Annotated in this window: 16 protein-coding genes and 1 pseudogene; 11 read left to right on the top strand and 6 right to left on the bottom strand. The window is 53.0% G+C overall.

The genetic code is table 11. The features are described 5' to 3' along the window. The first annotated feature begins 642 nt into the window (after positions 1-642). Positions 643-1,140, top strand: coding sequence for an exonuclease (locus GOV90_RS14270; protein WP_371732488.1), 498 nt, complete (start codon positions 643-645; stop codon positions 1,138-1,140). A 19-nt stretch (positions 1,141-1,159) separates the two neighbouring features. Here the strand turns inward: GOV90_RS14270 and GOV90_RS21070 are convergent, their stop codons facing one another. The 3 genes from GOV90_RS21070 to GOV90_RS14260 all read right to left on the bottom strand — a co-directional run bounded on the left by GOV90_RS21070 (position 1,160) and on the right by GOV90_RS14260 (position 2,720). Beyond that, positions 1,160-1,387 (bottom strand): hypothetical protein, encoded by a 228-nt coding sequence (locus GOV90_RS21070; protein WP_171091923.1) that lies wholly within the window; start codon positions 1,385-1,387, stop codon positions 1,160-1,162. A 72-nt stretch (positions 1,388-1,459) separates the two neighbouring features. After that, positions 1,460-1,864 carry a DUF4345 domain-containing protein gene (locus GOV90_RS14265; RefSeq protein ID WP_171091921.1) on the bottom strand — a complete coding sequence of 135 codons (405 nt, stop codon included), beginning with the start codon at positions 1,862-1,864 and terminating at the stop codon, positions 1,460-1,462. 28 nt (positions 1,865-1,892) lie between these two features. Next, complete coding sequence (locus GOV90_RS14260) at positions 1,893-2,720, bottom strand: NmrA family NAD(P)-binding protein (protein ID WP_171091919.1); 828 nt, start codon at positions 2,718-2,720, stop codon at positions 1,893-1,895. A gap of 137 nt (positions 2,721-2,857) precedes the next feature. On the opposite strand from GOV90_RS14260, the gene GOV90_RS14255 reads away from it, so the two are divergent. Next, positions 2,858-3,865: an AraC family transcriptional regulator gene (locus GOV90_RS14255; protein WP_171091917.1), complete on the top strand. Its 1,008-nt coding sequence runs from the start codon at positions 2,858-2,860 to the stop codon at positions 3,863-3,865. Here the strand turns inward: GOV90_RS14255 and GOV90_RS14250 are convergent. Together GOV90_RS14250 and GOV90_RS14245 are read right to left on the bottom strand one after the other, a co-directional pair. Further along, entirely contained in the window at positions 3,832-4,305 is a 474-nt protein-coding gene (locus GOV90_RS14250; RefSeq protein ID WP_171091915.1) for a GNAT family N-acetyltransferase, read from the bottom strand. The two genes, GOV90_RS14255 and GOV90_RS14250, sit on opposite strands and share 34 nt — an antisense overlap. Before the next feature lie 66 nt (positions 4,306-4,371). Then, positions 4,372-5,019 carry a class I SAM-dependent methyltransferase gene (locus tag GOV90_RS14245; RefSeq protein ID WP_171092028.1) on the bottom strand — a complete coding sequence of 216 codons (648 nt, stop codon included), beginning with the start codon at positions 5,017-5,019 and terminating at the stop codon, positions 4,372-4,374. Between the two features lie 96 nt (positions 5,020-5,115). Between GOV90_RS14245 and GOV90_RS14240 the strand changes: the two genes are divergently transcribed. The 4 genes and pseudogenes from GOV90_RS14240 (at position 5,116) to GOV90_RS14225 (ending at position 8,478) form a co-directional block, all read left to right on the top strand. Further along, entirely contained in the window at positions 5,116-6,015 is a 900-nt protein-coding gene (locus tag GOV90_RS14240; RefSeq protein WP_171091913.1) for a LysR family transcriptional regulator, read from the top strand. Between the two features lie 235 nt (positions 6,016-6,250). Next, positions 6,251-6,923: pseudogene (locus GOV90_RS14235) on the top strand (cupin domain-containing protein). Beyond that, positions 6,920-7,915 (top strand): FAD-dependent oxidoreductase, encoded by a 996-nt coding sequence (locus GOV90_RS14230; RefSeq protein WP_171091910.1) that lies wholly within the window; start codon positions 6,920-6,922, stop codon positions 7,913-7,915. The pseudogene GOV90_RS14235 and the gene GOV90_RS14230 overlap by 4 nt, the downstream one beginning before the upstream one ends. Next, entirely contained in the window at positions 7,912-8,478 is a 567-nt protein-coding gene (locus GOV90_RS14225; RefSeq protein ID WP_171091908.1) for a TetR/AcrR family transcriptional regulator, read from the top strand. Before GOV90_RS14230 ends, GOV90_RS14225 begins: the two co-directional genes overlap by 4 nt. Before the next feature lie 285 nt (positions 8,479-8,763). Here the strand turns inward: GOV90_RS14225 and GOV90_RS14220 are convergent, their stop codons facing one another. Further along, on the bottom strand, positions 8,764-9,741 hold the full coding sequence (locus GOV90_RS14220; RefSeq protein WP_171091906.1) for a serine hydrolase: 978 nt from the start codon (positions 9,739-9,741) through the stop codon (positions 8,764-8,766). Between the two features lie 304 nt (positions 9,742-10,045). On the opposite strand from GOV90_RS14220, the gene GOV90_RS14215 reads away from it, so the two are divergent. The 5 genes from GOV90_RS14215 (at position 10,046) to GOV90_RS14195 (ending at position 16,282) form a co-directional block, all read left to right on the top strand. Further along, positions 10,046-10,924: a murein L,D-transpeptidase catalytic domain family protein gene (locus GOV90_RS14215; RefSeq protein WP_216602315.1), complete on the top strand. Its 879-nt coding sequence runs from the start codon at positions 10,046-10,048 to the stop codon at positions 10,922-10,924. A gap of 391 nt (positions 10,925-11,315) precedes the next feature. Beyond that, the gene (locus tag GOV90_RS14210) at positions 11,316-12,758 is read left to right on the top strand and encodes a sodium:alanine symporter family protein (RefSeq protein WP_171091903.1); all 1,443 of its coding nucleotides are present in this window, start codon (positions 11,316-11,318) and stop codon (positions 12,756-12,758) included. Then, entirely contained in the window at positions 12,733-13,692 is a 960-nt protein-coding gene (locus GOV90_RS14205; RefSeq protein WP_171091901.1) for a glutaminase, read from the top strand. The genes GOV90_RS14210 and GOV90_RS14205 overlap by 26 nt, the downstream gene beginning before the upstream one ends. A gap of 63 nt (positions 13,693-13,755) precedes the next feature. Next, positions 13,756-14,724 (top strand): SMP-30/gluconolactonase/LRE family protein, encoded by a 969-nt coding sequence (locus GOV90_RS14200; protein ID WP_171091899.1) that lies wholly within the window; start codon positions 13,756-13,758, stop codon positions 14,722-14,724. Between the two features lie 454 nt (positions 14,725-15,178). Continuing rightward, a complete protein-coding gene (locus GOV90_RS14195) occupies positions 15,179-16,282 on the top strand; it encodes an MHYT domain-containing protein (protein WP_171091896.1) in 1,104 nt (367 codons plus the stop codon). Positions 16,283-16,370 lie beyond the last annotated feature (88 nt).

The following is a 16,370-nucleotide window of genomic DNA, read 5'->3' as shown; positions in this document are numbered from 1 at the left end:
AATGAAATTTGAGGGATGAACGGATGCTGGACCTTACTTTGACCTTTGCAGCTTCCTCTTCATGGGTTGCCGTTGGTTTCATGTCAGGCTTTACCTTTTTTGTAACTTGAAGGGACCTTTAGGCCGATGCACAAGCCATCAACCCCTATCACGGCTGCAATGAACGCATTTCAGTTAGAAAGCGAAGACGCTGACTGCAACGCGGCGATGTGGGCTGCGTGTCAACTCATGGTATTGCTTGGAGACAGGCGGGAGTTGATGCGGGAGTACGCGGACTTGTGGGCCAATAAGTGTAATCCAAATACTCATCTGCAGTTTGGCGCAGACCCCATGTAGCAGGGGGCAACCGTCGAACTCTCGTTTCCCCTCGCGGGGGAATCCTTGCTGCCCCTCGAATTGTGTTGTCTACTGTAACCTTGACACTGCCCTAGGGGGCTGTACGGGGTTGAGTGAAGTGCCTTGGAACCCATCTTATTTGCACAGTAGATTACCCTTACTTTACGACGTTTGGCGGGGCTAGGGAGCAAGAAACTGACTACTGCCATTATCTTTGACTGCGAGTTCCTGACTGCGGAGGGCTCTCCGTCGAGGTTTTGGTGTGGGCCTTATGATCCAGATCCAGTGATTGCACAGGTGGGCCTTGTGAAACTCAGCTTAAATGACTGCGGTCGCATACTAGATACGTCGCGGTTCTACACCATTCCAATGGATAGAACGGGTCAACGCTTTCCCCTTGATCCTCTATTCATCAAACTGACCGGCATCACTGAAGAGAAACTGGACGCCAAGGGGGCATCACTATCAACCACCCTGGATGCTGTGAGGGACTTCGCTGACGGGGCGAAGCTTTGGTCTTGGGGCAAAGACGAACTCAACATGATGGCCATTAGCTGCTACGTGGAGGGTATTAAGCCGCCAATCCCTGCAGTTCAGTTCGGTAACGCCTGCGATTTGCTTTTGAAGGCAGGTATGCCCTACGAGGATCTGAAAGTGACGCGGAGCAATACTCTGGCTGCGTACTACAAAATCGATCATCCCCCATTGCGTGGCCATAATGCACTGGATGACGCGCTTTCAGTCGCCTACACTCTTCAGCACTTGCTCCAAAGCAGCAAGCTTATGCCCGAGGACTTTCTTTGATGACTTCCGCTGGCACGCACTAGCCATCTTTGATGTTTGAAGCCAAATCCACACCAACCCCTTTTGCTGTGTCATCTTCGTCAAGGAAATGAACTCGTTGGGCTTCGAAGGCGGCACGGATCGCTCCTGCGGTTCCAAGCCAGTCGCTCATCTTTGAATGACCGCTCTGGTGAAATCGGCTGCGGCGCAGCGGCGTGCGTGCCGCACTTGCGAGCAAATGCTGCGCTAGCAATAGCAGCGACTGCATAAGTCCGGAAAGTCCGCTTAGCGGTCACTCGCTGCAACTTGCTTGGACGTCTGCAATGCGGACAAAACCGTCTCAGGCAGGCGCTGCAGACTTCGCATTTCCACCGACAACCCACAAACACAACACCGCAAGCAAAACCTCTATCGCAAATGCGGCAAGAATGTTTTCGGATGGCAAGCCATCGAGGACGAAACTAATTGTCCTGCCCACGGCGAAAGCTGAGAAAACCGTGGCCCCAAGCAAGGCTGAGGCCTGGACTAACTTTTGGTAAAATGCTCCGCACAAAATGATCAGGCCAAGTACCGCGAGATTGGCAGCAGGTGCACGCAACTCACTCATCAGGTTTGGCTGCGGCGAGAGTACGATGCCGTAGTTGGCGTAGAAAGACTGTGGGTCCAGAGTGATGGCCAGACCTATGGCAAATGCCGTTAATCCGGACATACCCAAGATAAGTCTGCGTTTAAGTTCAAGTTTCATGATTGTCTCCAATGTCCTTTGGCTTGGCTTAAGCGGCTTTGGTCCACGCGCCAGACATTTCAGCTTTGTTTGCGAAGTCGGCGAAGTCGCGTGGCGCGCGTCCAAGCGCACGCTGGACCCCGTCCGCGAGGTTCGCATTGCGCCCGTCCAGCGTTTCACGCGCGATGTCCGTAATCACATCAGCGATCATCTCGCCATTCGCGTGCGCGATTTCCGCGTGGAAGTCTTCGAATGAAATGGGCAGGTATTGCACAGTCTTGCCCATTGCGCGCGAAAGCTCTGCAGCCATGTCGGCAAACGTCATGAGACGTGGTCCCGTGACTTCGTACAGTTCGCCGTCGTGTCCTTTTTCTGTCAAAGCAGCTACGGCAACATCGGCGATGTCGTCCACGTCGATGATTGGTTCGCGTACATCGCCGGCGGGCATTGGCAAGACACCTGCCATGACCGGACCAAGCAATGCCCCTTCAGAGAAGTTTTGTGCAAACCATGCTGCACGAACGATAGTGAACGGAACTCCGGAATTGCGTACGACTGCTTCCGCTCGTTGCGCATGAAACTCGCCACGCCCGGTTAGCAGCACAAAACGCCGTAATCCCTTTTCACGAGCCAATGCTGTGAAGGCTTCGACTTGCTCAACCGCACCTGGAAAAGCGATGTCAGGAAAGTAAGAAATATAGGCAGACGAGACGCCTTCCAGGATTGCGGGCCAGGTCTGCGGTTGTTCCCAGTCAAATGGCGTTTCACTGTTCCGCGATGCGCGCCGGACTGTCTGCCCTTTTTCTTCCAGACGTGTCGCGATCCGCGATCCGGTTTTGCCTGTTGCGCCAAGTACAAGAATGGTTTGCTGTGTCATTGGTCATCTCCATGAGTTCAGTTGATGACCCGAAATTAGACAGTCAATTGAGATATTCTATTCTTCAAAATCCGGTAATATTATCCAATCGTCCTAAAAGTATAGACGAAGAGCCAAATTTCAGCCAAAGTCGCCACATGAACAAGGTTGAACCACATGTCCCTGACCCAGATGCGCTGGCAAAGCCGATCGGCGATCCGCTGGGGGAAATCCTTCATCTTCTGAAACTCACTGGCACATTCTATTGCCAGTCTCGCATGACAGCACCCTGGGGCGTATCGATACCGGGATTTCCCGGTGTACTGAGCTTTGCGGTCATCACACACGGGCGGTGCTTGATGAAGGTCGGTGACGATGACCCGTTCGAGGTCGAAAAAGGCGATCTTGTCTTGATGACCAACGGAGCTCCGGTCGGTTTCTTTAGCTCAGAAGACACGCCGCTTTTAACGCTGGAGGAGTTGCCTATTCGCAAGGTAACCGAGCTTTATGAAACACTGGAATACGGCGGCGGCGGCGCGGAGACGGGCATCATGTACGGCTTGGTCCGAATAGATCACGCCGCCAGTGATATGTTGATGCGCTTGCTTCCAGATGTACTCAAAATCGACCCGTGGGAGGAGGACGCCGGAAGCTGGTTACAGGCAACTTTGCAATTCATCGCAAAAGAGGCGCGGGAATTGAGACCGGGCGGCGAAACCGTGATCACACGACTGGCCGATGTGGTTGTCATTGAGGCCATTCGTCGTTGGCTGAACAGCGCACCCGATGCGGATCGAGGCTGGTTAAAAGCTGCGCGAGACCCGCAGATCGGGCGCACGATAGTCGCAATTCACCGTGCGCCTGCTGCGGCTTGGACAGTCGAGTCACTCGCGGAGGTTGCTGGTATGTCCAGATCCGCTTTCGCGGCGCGGTTTACTGAGTTGGTAGGTGTTCCGGCAATCCAGTATCTTGCAACGTGGCGTATGCACCTGGCCAGAGAAAGGTTGGTGTCCACCGATCAACCTATCTCGCAGATTGCCGCTGACATCGGATACTTGTCAGAGCCTGCGTTCAACAAAGCCTTCAAACGGGTGTATGGCGCACCACCGGGAAAAATCAGGAAGAACGGAGTTCACTCCGTATCCAGGCGAAACTTGAGAAACTGAGCATCTTCGTATTCGATCTCGCCTATGTGTTTGGCGCCGAGTTTCCGGAGCGCACCCAGATTTTTTCGACTTGGTGGCAACAGAAACGTGACAAAGGGGATACGTTTGTCAGCGATCGCAAAGTCGATTGCCATTTTGGAAATCCGTTTCCCAAGGCCAAAGGCGTCGGGCCGCAAAACCAACCCAAAATCCCACTCGTCATCTTCTTTTTGAAAGCCCCCCCAACCAACATACTGACCGCCTGACAAAAACGCCCAATGTCCAAGACCGTCCCGCGCCCAGTAGCCTTCCTTCTTAGTGATAAACTCTCTTGCGACCTCGATACTCCATTTGAACGTCAAAAGCGGCATATGCTCTGCTACCCGGGGGTCGGACATATGAATCGCAATGTCATTCGGATCGATTTCCGAAAGGCGTGCAAATGAAATCCCATCTTTCATCATTATACTAACTTGATGGCCCGAGCTGTCCCTTGCATGCACATAATTATGGCGCGAATGCTTTTTTTACGGCTTTCTCGCGACAATGTACCGGCTCAGCAATAACCCGGCTTGATCCGCCGTCTCGACGATATCGAAGCCCGCAAGTTCAATGGCTTGCTGGAGTTCAGCTACGGACACAAAATTTACGAACGGAGCTTTCCCGAGCAACTGCATAATCGGGATCGCTATTCGGCTGATCATGCCATATTTCAACCCTCCACTCTCCGGAGCGCAGACGGTTTTGGAAATGAATACTCCACCGGGTTTTGTAAGGGTCGCAATGTGTTCGAGTGCTTTGCCCAGATCGGGAACAAGGTGCAGCAGATTATGTGCGAGGACAGCGTCGTAAGAACCGTCGTTAGGATCGTGCTGCAGAACCTCGGCCACTTTGAACGTTACATTCTCCAGCTCTTCTTCAGCGAGTTTTTCGTTAGCGATTTCGATCATCCCCGGTGCGAGATCGGAGGCAGTTATTTGAGCCACATCCGGTGCCAGCAACAACGCGGTCGACCCCGTTCCACAGCCGATTTCCAGCACGCTGTCTTCGGCTTTCAGGTAGGACTTTGTACGCTCGAGCGTGTTCAGATACCCTTCCATATTTCGGATAGGATCAGCCGCATATTTGCGCGAAATCTTGCTCCAAAATGCGGCATCTTTGGATAATATAGCCATATCGTTTCTCTTTTCCTTTGGCGTCACCGCAGCCAATATCTTAAAACGCCAATTTATTAAATTGCCAGATATTGCAGAACTGTTATGCATTAATGCATGAATTGGAAGGCAATCAATTTCGATTGGAACCAGGCTCGGTCTTTTCTTGCAACGGCAGAAGAAGGCTCGTTTTCCGCCGCGGCGCGCGTGCTTGAACAGACCCAGCCAACCGTGGGTCGTCAGGTCGCCGCGCTGGAACAGGCGCTAGGCGTCACCTTGTTTGAAAGGGTTGGCAAGTCGCTTAATCTGACAACAGCCGGTGCTGAGCTTTTGGTGCATGTCAGTGAAATGGCAAATGTCGCGAACAGAATTTCTCTGACCGCAACAAGCCAGTCACAAGCAGTTGAAGGGCAAGTCAGGATCACTGCTTCCGACGTGATGTCAGCCTATCAGCTACCGCCTATTCTCAAACAGATCAGGATCGCGGCACCGCGGCTTGAGATCGACGTTGTCGCAGCAAATGACATACGAGACATACAGCGGCGCGAGGCAGATATCGCAATTCGGCATGTGCGCCCGACACAGCCGGACCTGATTGCAAAGCTCGTGGCAGAAGCGACGGCACATTTTTACGCTGCCCCTTCATACCTCGAACAGGTTGGGCGACCACGAAATGAAGACGAACTTGCTAAGATGGATTTCGTCAGCTTTGGCGATGTTGACACGATGATTGCATTTCTCAATCCGGCTGGCATCGAAGTAACCCGCAAGAATTTTCGGATTGGATCGCAGAGCGGGATAGTGTCATGGGAGCTTGTGCGCCAAGGCTTTGGCATTAGTGTTATGTCAGACGATGTGGCAGCCCTTACACCCGGTGTGGAGCGTGTTCTGCCCGAACGCGAGCCATTCAAATTTCCTATCTGGTTGGCCACACACTCTGAGTTACAAACAGCGCGAAGGATCAGGTTGGTTTTTGATCAGCTTGCAGACCATCTCGGCTCGCGGACAAATTATTGAACGTGAGTTGGTCTGGTGTCGTGAACTGGAGTCTGCTTCGGGCTCGAAGCAGTCATACGGCAGAATTCAAAGAATGCCTGCAATGCGGACAAATTCGCCATTCGCCGCGGTTCAACCAATGGTTCACGAACGCGTGATCACTGTTGCGATAGTGACGTCGAGAAACGACCTACCTATCAGTAGGTAAGTATAGTCAATTTGCACATACACAGTGACAATGGAGGGAGACCAAACCATGCGCGTGAACGCCAACTTCAATAAACGTACCCTTATACACTTTGAAGAGAACGATTGGGTCGCATCCCCGATGCCCGGAGTTGAGCGCAAAATGCTTGACCGAATTGGAGAGGAAGTAGCTCGCGCCACCACTATCGTCCGTTTTTGCGCCTGGCAGCGCTTTCTCTGCCCACACGCATGACGGTGGCGAAGAATACTTGGTTCTCGACGGTACTTTTCAAGACGAAGACGGTGATTTTCCAACTGGTTCCTACGTGCGGAACCCGCCGACCTCGTCTCATACACCTGCAGCACAGGACGGCGCGACAATTCTGGTAAAGCTCCACCAATTCGATGCTAGCGACCGCGATCAAGTCCAGATCGACAGCGGCAAGGCAAGCTGGATTGAAGCAGCAGATGGTGTCTCTAGGTTGCCCCTTCACAAAGATGTACGTGAAACTGTAGCGATGGAACACTGGGATGCAGGTACAGTGCGCTCTTTAGATGCCTCAGGCGGGCTTGAGGTCTTTGTGATTGATGGGAGCCTGAACGAGGGTGGCGACACCCTGTCCCGCTGGGATTGGTTACGCCTGCCCGTCGGGGCGAGTTTCGAGGCGACCGCTGGCGCTAACGGGGTGCGAATCTGGATCAAGACCGGCCACCTTAGTAACGTCGCAGAGAGCGCGGCATGAAGCCAAACGCAAAGATTGTCATCGTCGGCGCAGGGTTGTCCGGCCTAGCTTTGGCGCATGCGCAGAAGCTTGAAGGGCGCGACGTGCTTTTGCTAGAGGCGCGCGACCGCGTAGGCGGTCGCATTCTCTCACAGGGCGGCTATGACCTCGGCCCTGCTTGGATTTGGCCGCACAACCACCGCATGCTATCCCTCCTAGACAAGCTTGGGCTGCGAACATTTCCACAATACAGCGATGGACGATTGGCGTTCGAGGATGCTCAGGGAAATGTGCGTCGTGACTTCGATTTCGCCCCCATGGGTGACGCGCTTCGCGTTTCAGGCGGACTCGCTCAGATAACCAACGCCCTCGCCCAAAAGGTTGTTGATACGCTGTGCCTTGGCCACGAAGTTCGGCGTGTGATCGAAGAAGACGAATTCGTGACCTTGAGCGGAAACGGGTTTTCATTGCGCGCCGACTTCGTTGTTTTGGCGCTACCCCCGCGCCTCGCTGCACAGATGGGCGTGGTCGTTCCGGATGTTCCAACTTGGATGGCCGGACATGCCAAACTCGTTGCTGCTTACGACACCCCATTCTGGCGCGACGCGGGCCTGAATGGCGACGCAATCTCTCATCAAGGTCCGCTGGCTGAAATCCATGACGCGTCGCCTATGGACGGCACCCAGGGTGCTCTGTTCGGCTTTGCCATGCCCGGCACGGCCCGACAATCCGGGTTCGAAGCGCAAGCGGTGGCGCAACTGGTCCGCCTGTTTGGCCCCAAAGCAGCCGAGCCACGCGGCGTAATCGTCAAGGATTGGAGCGCCGACATGGCAACCGCCACGTCTGCCGACCTCAAGCCGCTTAGCTCCCATCCTATGTATAGCAAACTAACTCCTACTCGGCGGGTGATCTTTGCAGGAACTGAAACCGCACCGTCGCACGGTGGTTTCCTCGAAGGCGCTCTTGAAGCCATGGATGCAGCGCGGCAAGAATTGTCGAGGGTGATGGTATGACATCAGAAGAGAAAATCCTGGTCGCCGCCGAGGCGCGGGTCCGCACTGGCGGCTACAACGGCTTTTCGTTCCGAGACCTTGCGCGCGACACAGCGCTGACCAGCGCAGGCGTACATCATTACTTCCCGACCAAGGCCGATCTGGTCGCTCGACTCACCAGAAATTACACGTCCCGTTTCCTAGACGCTTTGGATGAATGCCCGTCTCATGCGCGTGTCGCGCGCCTACGCGAGCTTTTCGCGGAAAGCTTGCGCCAGGACGGAAAGATGTGCATTTGTGGGCTACTCGCAGCTGAAAGCGGAGGCCTGCCTGAACCGGTAACGGCGGCGGCAAAAATGTTCTTTGCAGCATTGGTCGATCGGCTTGTCAGCGCATTTCCGGACAGCGACGATCCGCTTTCTGACGCACTAGCAGTGCTCGCGACGCTGGAAGGCGCTGCACTACTTGCGACTGTGCAGGGTGATCCGGACGTCTTCGAAAAAGCAACTGCCGCTTTGGGCTCACAGCGGTCGTTCACTGCGTTCTATCAGAATTACCGCTTTGCGGACAAAGCTGACTTTTAACTGTGATCGTACAGCCTTGGTTAATGTTGGCTGCGAGAGCCATTCAGTTATAGTTGTTTCTGGAAAGGTTTTTTTCAATTTCTCGCCGAACTTGGAGGAGGAAATCCGGCGAGCTCCATCCAATCTGGGTATGACCGTGTTGTCAACGTGGCCATTAAATTCCACGTCGATTTCCTCAACTAGATGGGGCTCAATCAAGGAAAATCGACGACATTAATGCGCTACGCCCCCGTTGCGGATATTGACCCTTGTAACGCACTCGGCAGCTTCCACAGAAAGCTCTAATTAGGTGGCGTTCAAGATTGGACCGTCCAATAATCTTACCAATTCTCCAAAGTATCCTCCGGAACGAGCCGGACGAGTAGGATCAGATGTGATTGCTACGGCTAGGTTTCGGTCAGTATGAGCAGCTAAAATTTGCCCTCCGTACCCACGCGCCAAAGCATAACCCGAAGGCGTCAGAAACCAACCATACCCATAGTCTAACCCAGAGTAAGCCGAGCGGCCATATGGCTTGGTCGATTCCGAGACCCAGCTTTCAGGAATAATTTGCCTTTCAGCAAAGGCCCCGCGGTCCCGAAGCAACACCGCGATCTTCAACATCGACTTTGGAGTAATTGCCATCTCATTGCCTCCTAGGTAGTAACCCTGTGGATCTCTCGTCCAAGCAGGTATCTCAATACCAAGAGGTATTCCCAGCCTCTCACGCGTGAGCGTCAAAAGATTTTGGCCGGCAGCCTCGGTCAACGCTGCACCAAGAACATGAGTTGATCCAGTGGAATAGAGCATCTGTTGTCCTGGCTCAGCAACCATCGGCCGTGTCAATACATCCGCGACCCAGTTAGGAGAGCTGATCCATTCCCCATAGTTACTGCCAGAGGTTCTTTCGAGACCGGCTCGCAGCGTCACCAGATCCTCCATGGTTATGCTTTCGGTGCCGGGTGTAGCATTGGCAGGCAAGAGCTGCGGAGCGACCTCCCGCAGGGTGGCGTCTACAGATGGGATTTCCTGCCGATCGATCGCCGTCCCAAGCAACAGAGCCACAATGCTTTTCGAACAGGACTTTATGTTAGCTGGCCTGTCTAGGCCTGCACCCTGTTGAGTCTTAGCGAAAATGACTTCATCTCCGCGTTGAATTTGAAGTGAATGCAACTGCGGCAGACCGCTTATCACATTATTCAGCGCTACCGTTTGTCCCCGCGCTATGTACGGAGCAGCCATTGCGGTTACGGTTAAGAACAGGAACTTTCGACGTGTGGCCATAGCATTTATTTGGAAGCAAAACTCTGAATGTCCAGAATTCTACGCAACATGGCAGCCTAATTGCGCAAAGTGTTAGCCCCCCAAAAAACGTAGTGTGGGATTTGTGGCAACACGAAGCTTCGTTGGTACACCTGGCTGGCGTCGTGAAGTATAAGAACTGTGTTAGACTGGCCAGGAGGACATTCTAGCAGGAGATCTCCAGTTGCTACCGAATTCACTCCGTCTCGCACTCACTGCCACTACAATTGCCATCTCGTCGGGCGTACTCCCAGACCGCGTCGAGGCGATATCGCAAGATGTCCCAGTGTGGTTACAAAAACACGTGGGTACTGGTGACGACCAAATCGCGCCGATCGTTTTGAACAGAGCGCGAGCGCTTTACATAGAGAAAGTACGACAAGGCGAAGTAAGGAACCCCTGCTACCTTGCCAAGGATGCAACCCGCCCCAGCACTGCAAGAAACGGCAATCCCGCGAAGCGGTTTTACGTCATCTGCGAGTCACAAAATTCTTTCCGAGCGGTTTCGTCCGGCTATGGAAATGGCCGAAAACTAAGGGGCGCCAATTTTTCGAATGGTCGGCAATGCGCGAAGAACTTCAGCAATGCAGAAGGATCTAAACTTACCGCCGGAGGTGCCTATGTGACGGCTGAAACCCGCACGTCCTTCAAAGGTTATTATAGTCATTCCGGCAAAACGCAGCCGTTCTACCGCACCTTTCTTTTGTTTGATGGGGAAGGAGAAACGAGCAATGCTCGCGAGCGCGCCATTGGAGGCCATCCCGCTGTTTTCCTTAAGTGGCAATGTAGGTTCAAAAGTCCTCGAAGCACTCATGCAGACAACGACGGCTATGTCCCCTACGGAAAACTTGTGAACTACACTGGCGGCCGTAGCAATGGCTGCACAACCTGGTCACAGTCGGCCTCAAAAGAGATATTGGCGCTTGTGGAAGGGAATCCGACGACCCTGTATATCTACCCGGAATCCAAGGATATCGATGCTGTCGCTAAGGCTGTAAAAAAGGGGAAATCACTATCGCGGGCAGGAGTTTATTGGAACGCAGCTTGCTTGCAAGCAATAGGCGCACCAAAGTTCTGGCCCAAAAGTAGCCTCCAACCGATCATAAATAGTTGGAGAGCTTCCTTGCCTAAACAACGGCCACTAGAATTGCCTATCTGCAAATAGTTGAAAAAGCGCGGGACAACTTAAGAGCACGCTGCCCTTCAAGCATTTCTGCTTTGTGCTAGTAGCAGCCGTCGGCTGTACTGGGATTGTACGAACGCTTTGCCGCTTTCCGAAGAATCCAATCAAATGGGACACTCGCATAAAGCGCAGCATTTGCCTCTTTGGGTTCGACGCTGTCGTTCGCAGCACTTGGCGTGAACTACTGCTGAGCGAATTGCCAAATGGATACGTAGCTATATGCCTGTGCCTCAATTTCAGTGCTATCCACGTCAACCTTTTATTGATACCGCGCAGCTTATTCCTGACAATTTTCGCATCTTTGTGCATGATGAAAAACTAGGCAGACTGTTTTTGCCTTCCGGGAAGTGTTTGAATTATTAAGAGGCGTGCTATGGAAGTATTGGTTAATGGCATAAACACGGTTCTTTGGAACTACGCTTTAATTTATGGACTTCTTGGAACCGGTATCTTTTTTACAATTCGTCTTGGCGCACTTCAGTTTCTTCATTTTGGGGAAATGGTGCGCGTACTCACGTCTTCGAAGAGCACGGACAAAAGAGGTATTACTCCGTTTCAAGCGCTGACGGTAAGCTTGGCTTCACGCGTCGGCACTGGAAACCTGGCTGGCGTAGCTGTGGCCCTGACCTTAGGAGGTCCGGGCGCCATCTTTTGGATGTGGATCGTAGCATTGGTTGGAATGGCCACGGCTTATTCTGAAAGTACTTTGGCCCAACTCTATAAAGTCACATCGTCCAACGGCAGGTTCAGAGGAGGCCCAGCGTTCTACATGGCGAACGCCTTGAATGCTCCTTGGGCCGGAGTCATTTTTTCGATCTGCCTGATTGTTAGCTTTGGTTTGGTTTTTGTCGCCGTCCAATCCAACTCGATCGCCGAAGCTTTCGAGGGCGCGTTCGGGTTGAACAAATCGATCGTTGGCATAGCGCTGGCCGCAGCCGCAGCCGTGGTCATATTCGGTGGAATAAGGACCATCGCAAAGTTCGCTGAGATTGTCGTGCCGCTCATGGCAGGTCTCTACCTCTTGCTTGCCTGTGTTGTGGTAGTCCTGAACATTTCCGAAGTACCCGCTATGTTGTGGTCGATTGTTGCAGGGGCATTTGGCCTTCAAGAAGCTGCCGGAGGCGTGACAGGCGGCGTCATGGCTGCTGCCCTTAACGGCATAAAACGGGGACTTTTCTCCAACGAAGCGGGCATGGGCTCAGCACCGAACATTGCAGCGGTTGCCACACCTGAGCCCCACCACCCTTCCAGCCAAGGTTTCGTTCAGGCATTCGGGTGTTTTGTGGATACAATTTTGGTCGCGACGGCAACTGCATTGCTAATTCTTTTGTCGGGCGCAATCGAAATTGATGGCCCTACGGGTATGCGACTGACTCAAGACGCGGCGGCGGTCCATCTCGGCGAAATCGGTCGCCACTTTATCGCGATTGCTATCGTCTTTTTTGGCTTCACATCCATACTTGGCAACTACTCATATGCCGAAAACGCGATGACGTTCTTAAAATTGGAAGGGAAGCTGCCGATTTACATCTTGCGTTTGGGCTGCCTTGCAATGGTTGTTTGGGGCGCTGTGCAAGCTGTTGCCACAGTGTTCAATTTCGCGGATGCCGCCATGGGAATAATGGCAACCATCAATTTGGTGGCAATAGTGCTCCTGTCTGGCACCGTATACAAATTAACGGTGGACTATTTTTCGCAACGCCGACAGAACCTTGAACCTCGCTTTGTCGCAAGCAAATTTCCCGAACTTAGCAAGGGCGTAGATCACACTGTCTGGACGGAGGAGATCCATGCCGATACTCAAAACCACCGATAGCGAGACGCTTCAGGAAGTCTTGGACGATATCGCAGATCGCATTTCCGGCATGTCCGAAAGGGGGAAAGTGGCGCAATACATTCCAGAACTCGCCACAGTTGATCTGAACCAATTCGGTATTGCCATTGCACCAATCAACGGCCCGTTAATTTCCGCAGGAGACGCGAGCACGCTATTCTCGATTCAGAGCATTTCAAAAGTGTTCTCGCTCACATTGGCGCTTCAACAGGTTGGTGCCACTTTGTGGCAAAGAGTCGGTCGGGAACCTTCCGGCGATCCATTCAATTCAATCGTTCAGCTTGAACACGAACGCGGAATCCCAAGGAACCCGTTTATCAACCCAGGTGCGATCATAGTGGCAGATGTTCTGCTCGAAGACCGTTCCTCTGATGAAGCAGTCAACGACCTTTTGGGATTGTGCCAAGAGCTTTCGGAGGACAACTCGATCGAGGTCGATGCGTCAGTTGCAGAGTCTGAGATGCGAACTGGGTCCAGAAACCGCGCTCTTGCGCATTTTATGCAGGCGGAAGGAAATCTAAACGCGCCGGTAGAGGATGTTTTGTCTCTGTACTTTCGCCAATGTAGCATCGCAATGTCATGTGAACAGCTAGCATTGGCGGGCCGCTTTCTCGCCGCAGCGGGTCAAAATCCGGCCACCGGTGCCACAGTATTGTCGGCACAGCGAGCCAGAAGAGTAACCGCACTGATGATGATGTGTGGTTCTTATGATGCCTCGGGTGAGTTCGCCTTCCGTGTTGGCCTTCCAGCGAAAAGCGGTGTTGGTGGCGGAATCTTGTGCATTGTACCTGGTATCGCATCTGTAGTCGCCTGGAGCCCCGGGCTAGATCAAAAAGGCAACTCCCATTTGGCGACTATCGCATTTCAGGAGTTAGTTCGTGCGACAGGCTGGTCGATCTTTGGACCGAGTGCATAGCCTGCCCTGTTCAATTCAAGACCAGTCACATAGCTTGAGCAGGCGCCACACTGAGGATGATCTATGACGGACAAAAATGACTTCGAAAATAGCTGGCAACCATCCCAACGGTATCCAGATCCCTCCGTTGTGACACTCGATCCTCGGTTTGATAAATACAAGCTGCCGTTGGCCGGCGTCGAACGATTGGCAACTGGTTGTCGCTGGTGTGAAGGGCCAGTGTGGTTCGGTGACGGGCGCTATCTGCTATGGAGTGATATTCCGAATAACCGGATCATGCGCTGGGACGAGGTTACCGGACGGTCATCGGCGTTTCGCCAGCCGTCGAATTTCGCCAATGGTCAGACCCGGGACAGGCAAGGTCGTCTGATAACGTGCGAGCACGGTGGACGACGGGTTACGCGTACAGAATATGATGGCTCAATCACTGTGCTAGCCGAGAGCTTTGACGGAAAGCGACTCAACTCGCCCAACGATGTGATCGTCAAATCCGACGGCAGTGTCTGGTTCACCGATCCACCGTTTGGCATCTCGGGCAACTATGAGGGTCATCGTGCCGAACCAGAGTTAGGCCAGAACGTATACCTACTGGACCCCGACACCGGAAAACTGAAAGTCGTAGCCGATGACATTCTAGGGCCAAACGGCTTGGCCTTCAGCCCCGATGAGACCGTGCTTTACATTGTTGAATCGCGTGGTGAACCGTCTCGAAAGATACTGGCTTATGACGTGAACACGGGTGGTGCCTCGATCCAGAACAAGCGTGTGCTAATCGATGCAGGTTCTGGCACGCCAGACGGGTTCCGCGTGGATGTGGACGGTAATCTCTGGTGCGGTTGGGGCATGGGTGATGCCGAACTGGACGGAGTGATGGTCTTTGCCCCTGATGGAACTCCTATAGGTCGCATCGCTTTGCCCGAACGATGTGCCAATCTCTGCTTTGGAGGCCGTGCCAACAGCCGGCTTTTCATGGCAGCAAGCCATTCTGTGTACGCCCTTTATGTCAACGTCGCTGGCGTGGCGGGAGGATAACACTGCTCTCTAGAGGGCTTCTGCGCGATTAGGAATAGCGGTTTACCTAATGGGCTCTCAAATCTCCTGGCTCCCTTTTTAAGCGACAACTTTGGGCTCGATGCGGTCATACGAAACAAGGTACGCATGGATAGATCCTCCCTTTTTTCGACAGGATAATGGAAAGCCGCTTTAGATCAACAAAATGGCATGTTTCGATATTTGGTAAAGGTATATTCAAGAATGGTCGGTTTGTACGTGCAGCAGACGTTGATTGAATTCTGACGAACGTCTGCAGCGAGTACAATGGTATCGACAGCTCATACCTTAGCTACCTTGCCCAACGTGCAAAAAACCGCGACAGACGCGTGTTCTGGTTGGCAATGGCCGCTCAGGCGTTGTTTCTGCCAGATGAGCCGTCGCTAGGTACAGGCAATTATTGAAATAAGAAACCCGCTGCGGCATTGTCCGGCCTATGGAATTTCTGGACTTTGGACATAACCCTTGGTTGGTGGTTACATCGTTCGTTGTGGCGCTTGTTGCAGGTGCTACGGGATTGTCTTTGACGAGAGATTTGTCCGAAAAGTCGCTTTCACAACGCAGGTTGGCCATCGCGTTGGGTGCCATTGCTTTGGGTGGCGGTATTTGGTCGATGCACTTTGTTGCTATGCTTGGCCTAAAGCTGCCCATCCTGTTTTACTATGACGCAGCAATCACACTCGCATCCGCGCTTATTGCGATCCTTATGGTCGCCCTAGCACTTGTGCTTTTGCATTTCACTGAGCGTTCCAGGGCGATCATCATTGCCGCCGGAGCAATCGTAGGCGCGGGCATCTTGGCGATGCACTATGTCGGAATGGCTGGCATGCAGCTTTGCAAACCCGTTTATACCCTGCAAGGTGTGCTCGGGTCGTCGGTATTGGCTATTGTCCTTTGCATTCTCGCGATCGGCATTGCGTATAATGAGCGTTCCAACAGGACCATCGCGATCGGCACACTGTGTTTCGGCGTAGCTGTCTTTTCAGTGCATTTCCTGGCCATGGCAGGAACCAATTTTGTGGCCTTGCAAAACATCCGAGAGTTTGGACCCGTCATCAGCAACGAAGTCATGGCCGTTGGAGTGATCCTGTCAAGCTTTATAATCTTCGGTGCGTTTTTATGGGTCGGCACAACCTATCTTGTGCCTACGCAAGCCGCAGAGATCTCGATGGCGGACGTGGCCGAAGACGTGCCTTCATTAGACCACACCCCGTCTCTTCGCATCCCTTGTGAAAGAGACGGCGGCAAAGTCTTTATCGCCGCGTCGGACGTTGTATTTGTCAGGGCGGATGGTCACTACACACAGGTCTACACCCGAACGGAAAAGTACTTTTGCGTCTGGCCGATCACTGAAGCGGTCAAACGGTTGGAGCCGACTGGTTTCTTGCGCGTGCACCGCAGCTATATCGTGAATCCTAAAAAGGTTTCACGGTTTGAACGGACCAAAGATAAGGGACAATGCACCTTTGGTGAAGCCGATCTTCCGCCAGTACCGGTCAGTCGATCGAACCTGAAAGCAGCACTGACCGCCTTCGGGTAAGGTACGGTGTACCCGGCGGCGCAACTCGTGCATCCTGAGGCGCATTTCGTGCAAAATTAGCGAAAACAAAGTGTTTTCCCGGGCCAAA

Origin of the sequence: Ruegeria sp. HKCCA5929 (genome assembly GCF_013034525.1) — a bacterium.
Taxonomy (GTDB): domain Bacteria; phylum Pseudomonadota; class Alphaproteobacteria; order Rhodobacterales; family Rhodobacteraceae; genus Ruegeria.
The sequence above is the reverse complement of the archived record's forward strand: the minus strand, read 5'-3'. Positions and strand labels throughout refer to the sequence as shown.

What these genes read in the sequence shown, in the direction of transcription:
- GOV90_RS14250 (WP_171091915.1), bottom strand. Translation starts at nt 4,305, where the DNA reads ATGAAAGATGGGATTTCATTTGCACGCCTTTCGGAAATCGATCCGAAT.
- GOV90_RS14240 (WP_171091913.1), top strand. Translation starts at nt 5,116, where the DNA reads ATGAATTGGAAGGCAATCAATTTCGATTGGAACCAGGCTCGGTCTTTT.
- GOV90_RS14225 (WP_171091908.1), top strand. Translation starts at nt 7,912, where the DNA reads ATGACATCAGAAGAGAAAATCCTGGTCGCCGCCGAGGCGCGGGTCCGC.
- GOV90_RS14200 (WP_171091899.1), top strand. Translation starts at nt 13,756, where the DNA reads ATGACGGACAAAAATGACTTCGAAAATAGCTGGCAACCATCCCAACGG.
- GOV90_RS14230 (WP_171091910.1), top strand. Translation starts at nt 6,920, where the DNA reads ATGAAGCCAAACGCAAAGATTGTCATCGTCGGCGCAGGGTTGTCCGGC.
- GOV90_RS14220 (WP_171091906.1), bottom strand. Translation starts at nt 9,741, where the DNA reads ATGGCCACACGTCGAAAGTTCCTGTTCTTAACCGTAACCGCAATGGCT.
- GOV90_RS14195 (WP_171091896.1), top strand. Translation starts at nt 15,179, where the DNA reads ATGGAATTTCTGGACTTTGGACATAACCCTTGGTTGGTGGTTACATCG.
- GOV90_RS14255 (WP_171091917.1), top strand. Translation starts at nt 2,858, where the DNA reads ATGAACAAGGTTGAACCACATGTCCCTGACCCAGATGCGCTGGCAAAG.
- GOV90_RS14210 (WP_171091903.1), top strand. Translation starts at nt 11,316, where the DNA reads ATGGAAGTATTGGTTAATGGCATAAACACGGTTCTTTGGAACTACGCT.
- GOV90_RS21070 (WP_171091923.1), bottom strand. Translation starts at nt 1,387, where the DNA reads ATGCAGTCGCTGCTATTGCTAGCGCAGCATTTGCTCGCAAGTGCGGCA.
- GOV90_RS14260 (WP_171091919.1), bottom strand. Translation starts at nt 2,720, where the DNA reads ATGACACAGCAAACCATTCTTGTACTTGGCGCAACAGGCAAAACCGGA.
- GOV90_RS14205 (WP_171091901.1), top strand. Translation starts at nt 12,733, where the DNA reads ATGCCGATACTCAAAACCACCGATAGCGAGACGCTTCAGGAAGTCTTG.
- GOV90_RS14245 (WP_171092028.1), bottom strand. Translation starts at nt 5,019, where the DNA reads ATGGCTATATTATCCAAAGATGCCGCATTTTGGAGCAAGATTTCGCGC.
- GOV90_RS14265 (WP_171091921.1), bottom strand. Translation starts at nt 1,864, where the DNA reads ATGAAACTTGAACTTAAACGCAGACTTATCTTGGGTATGTCCGGATTA.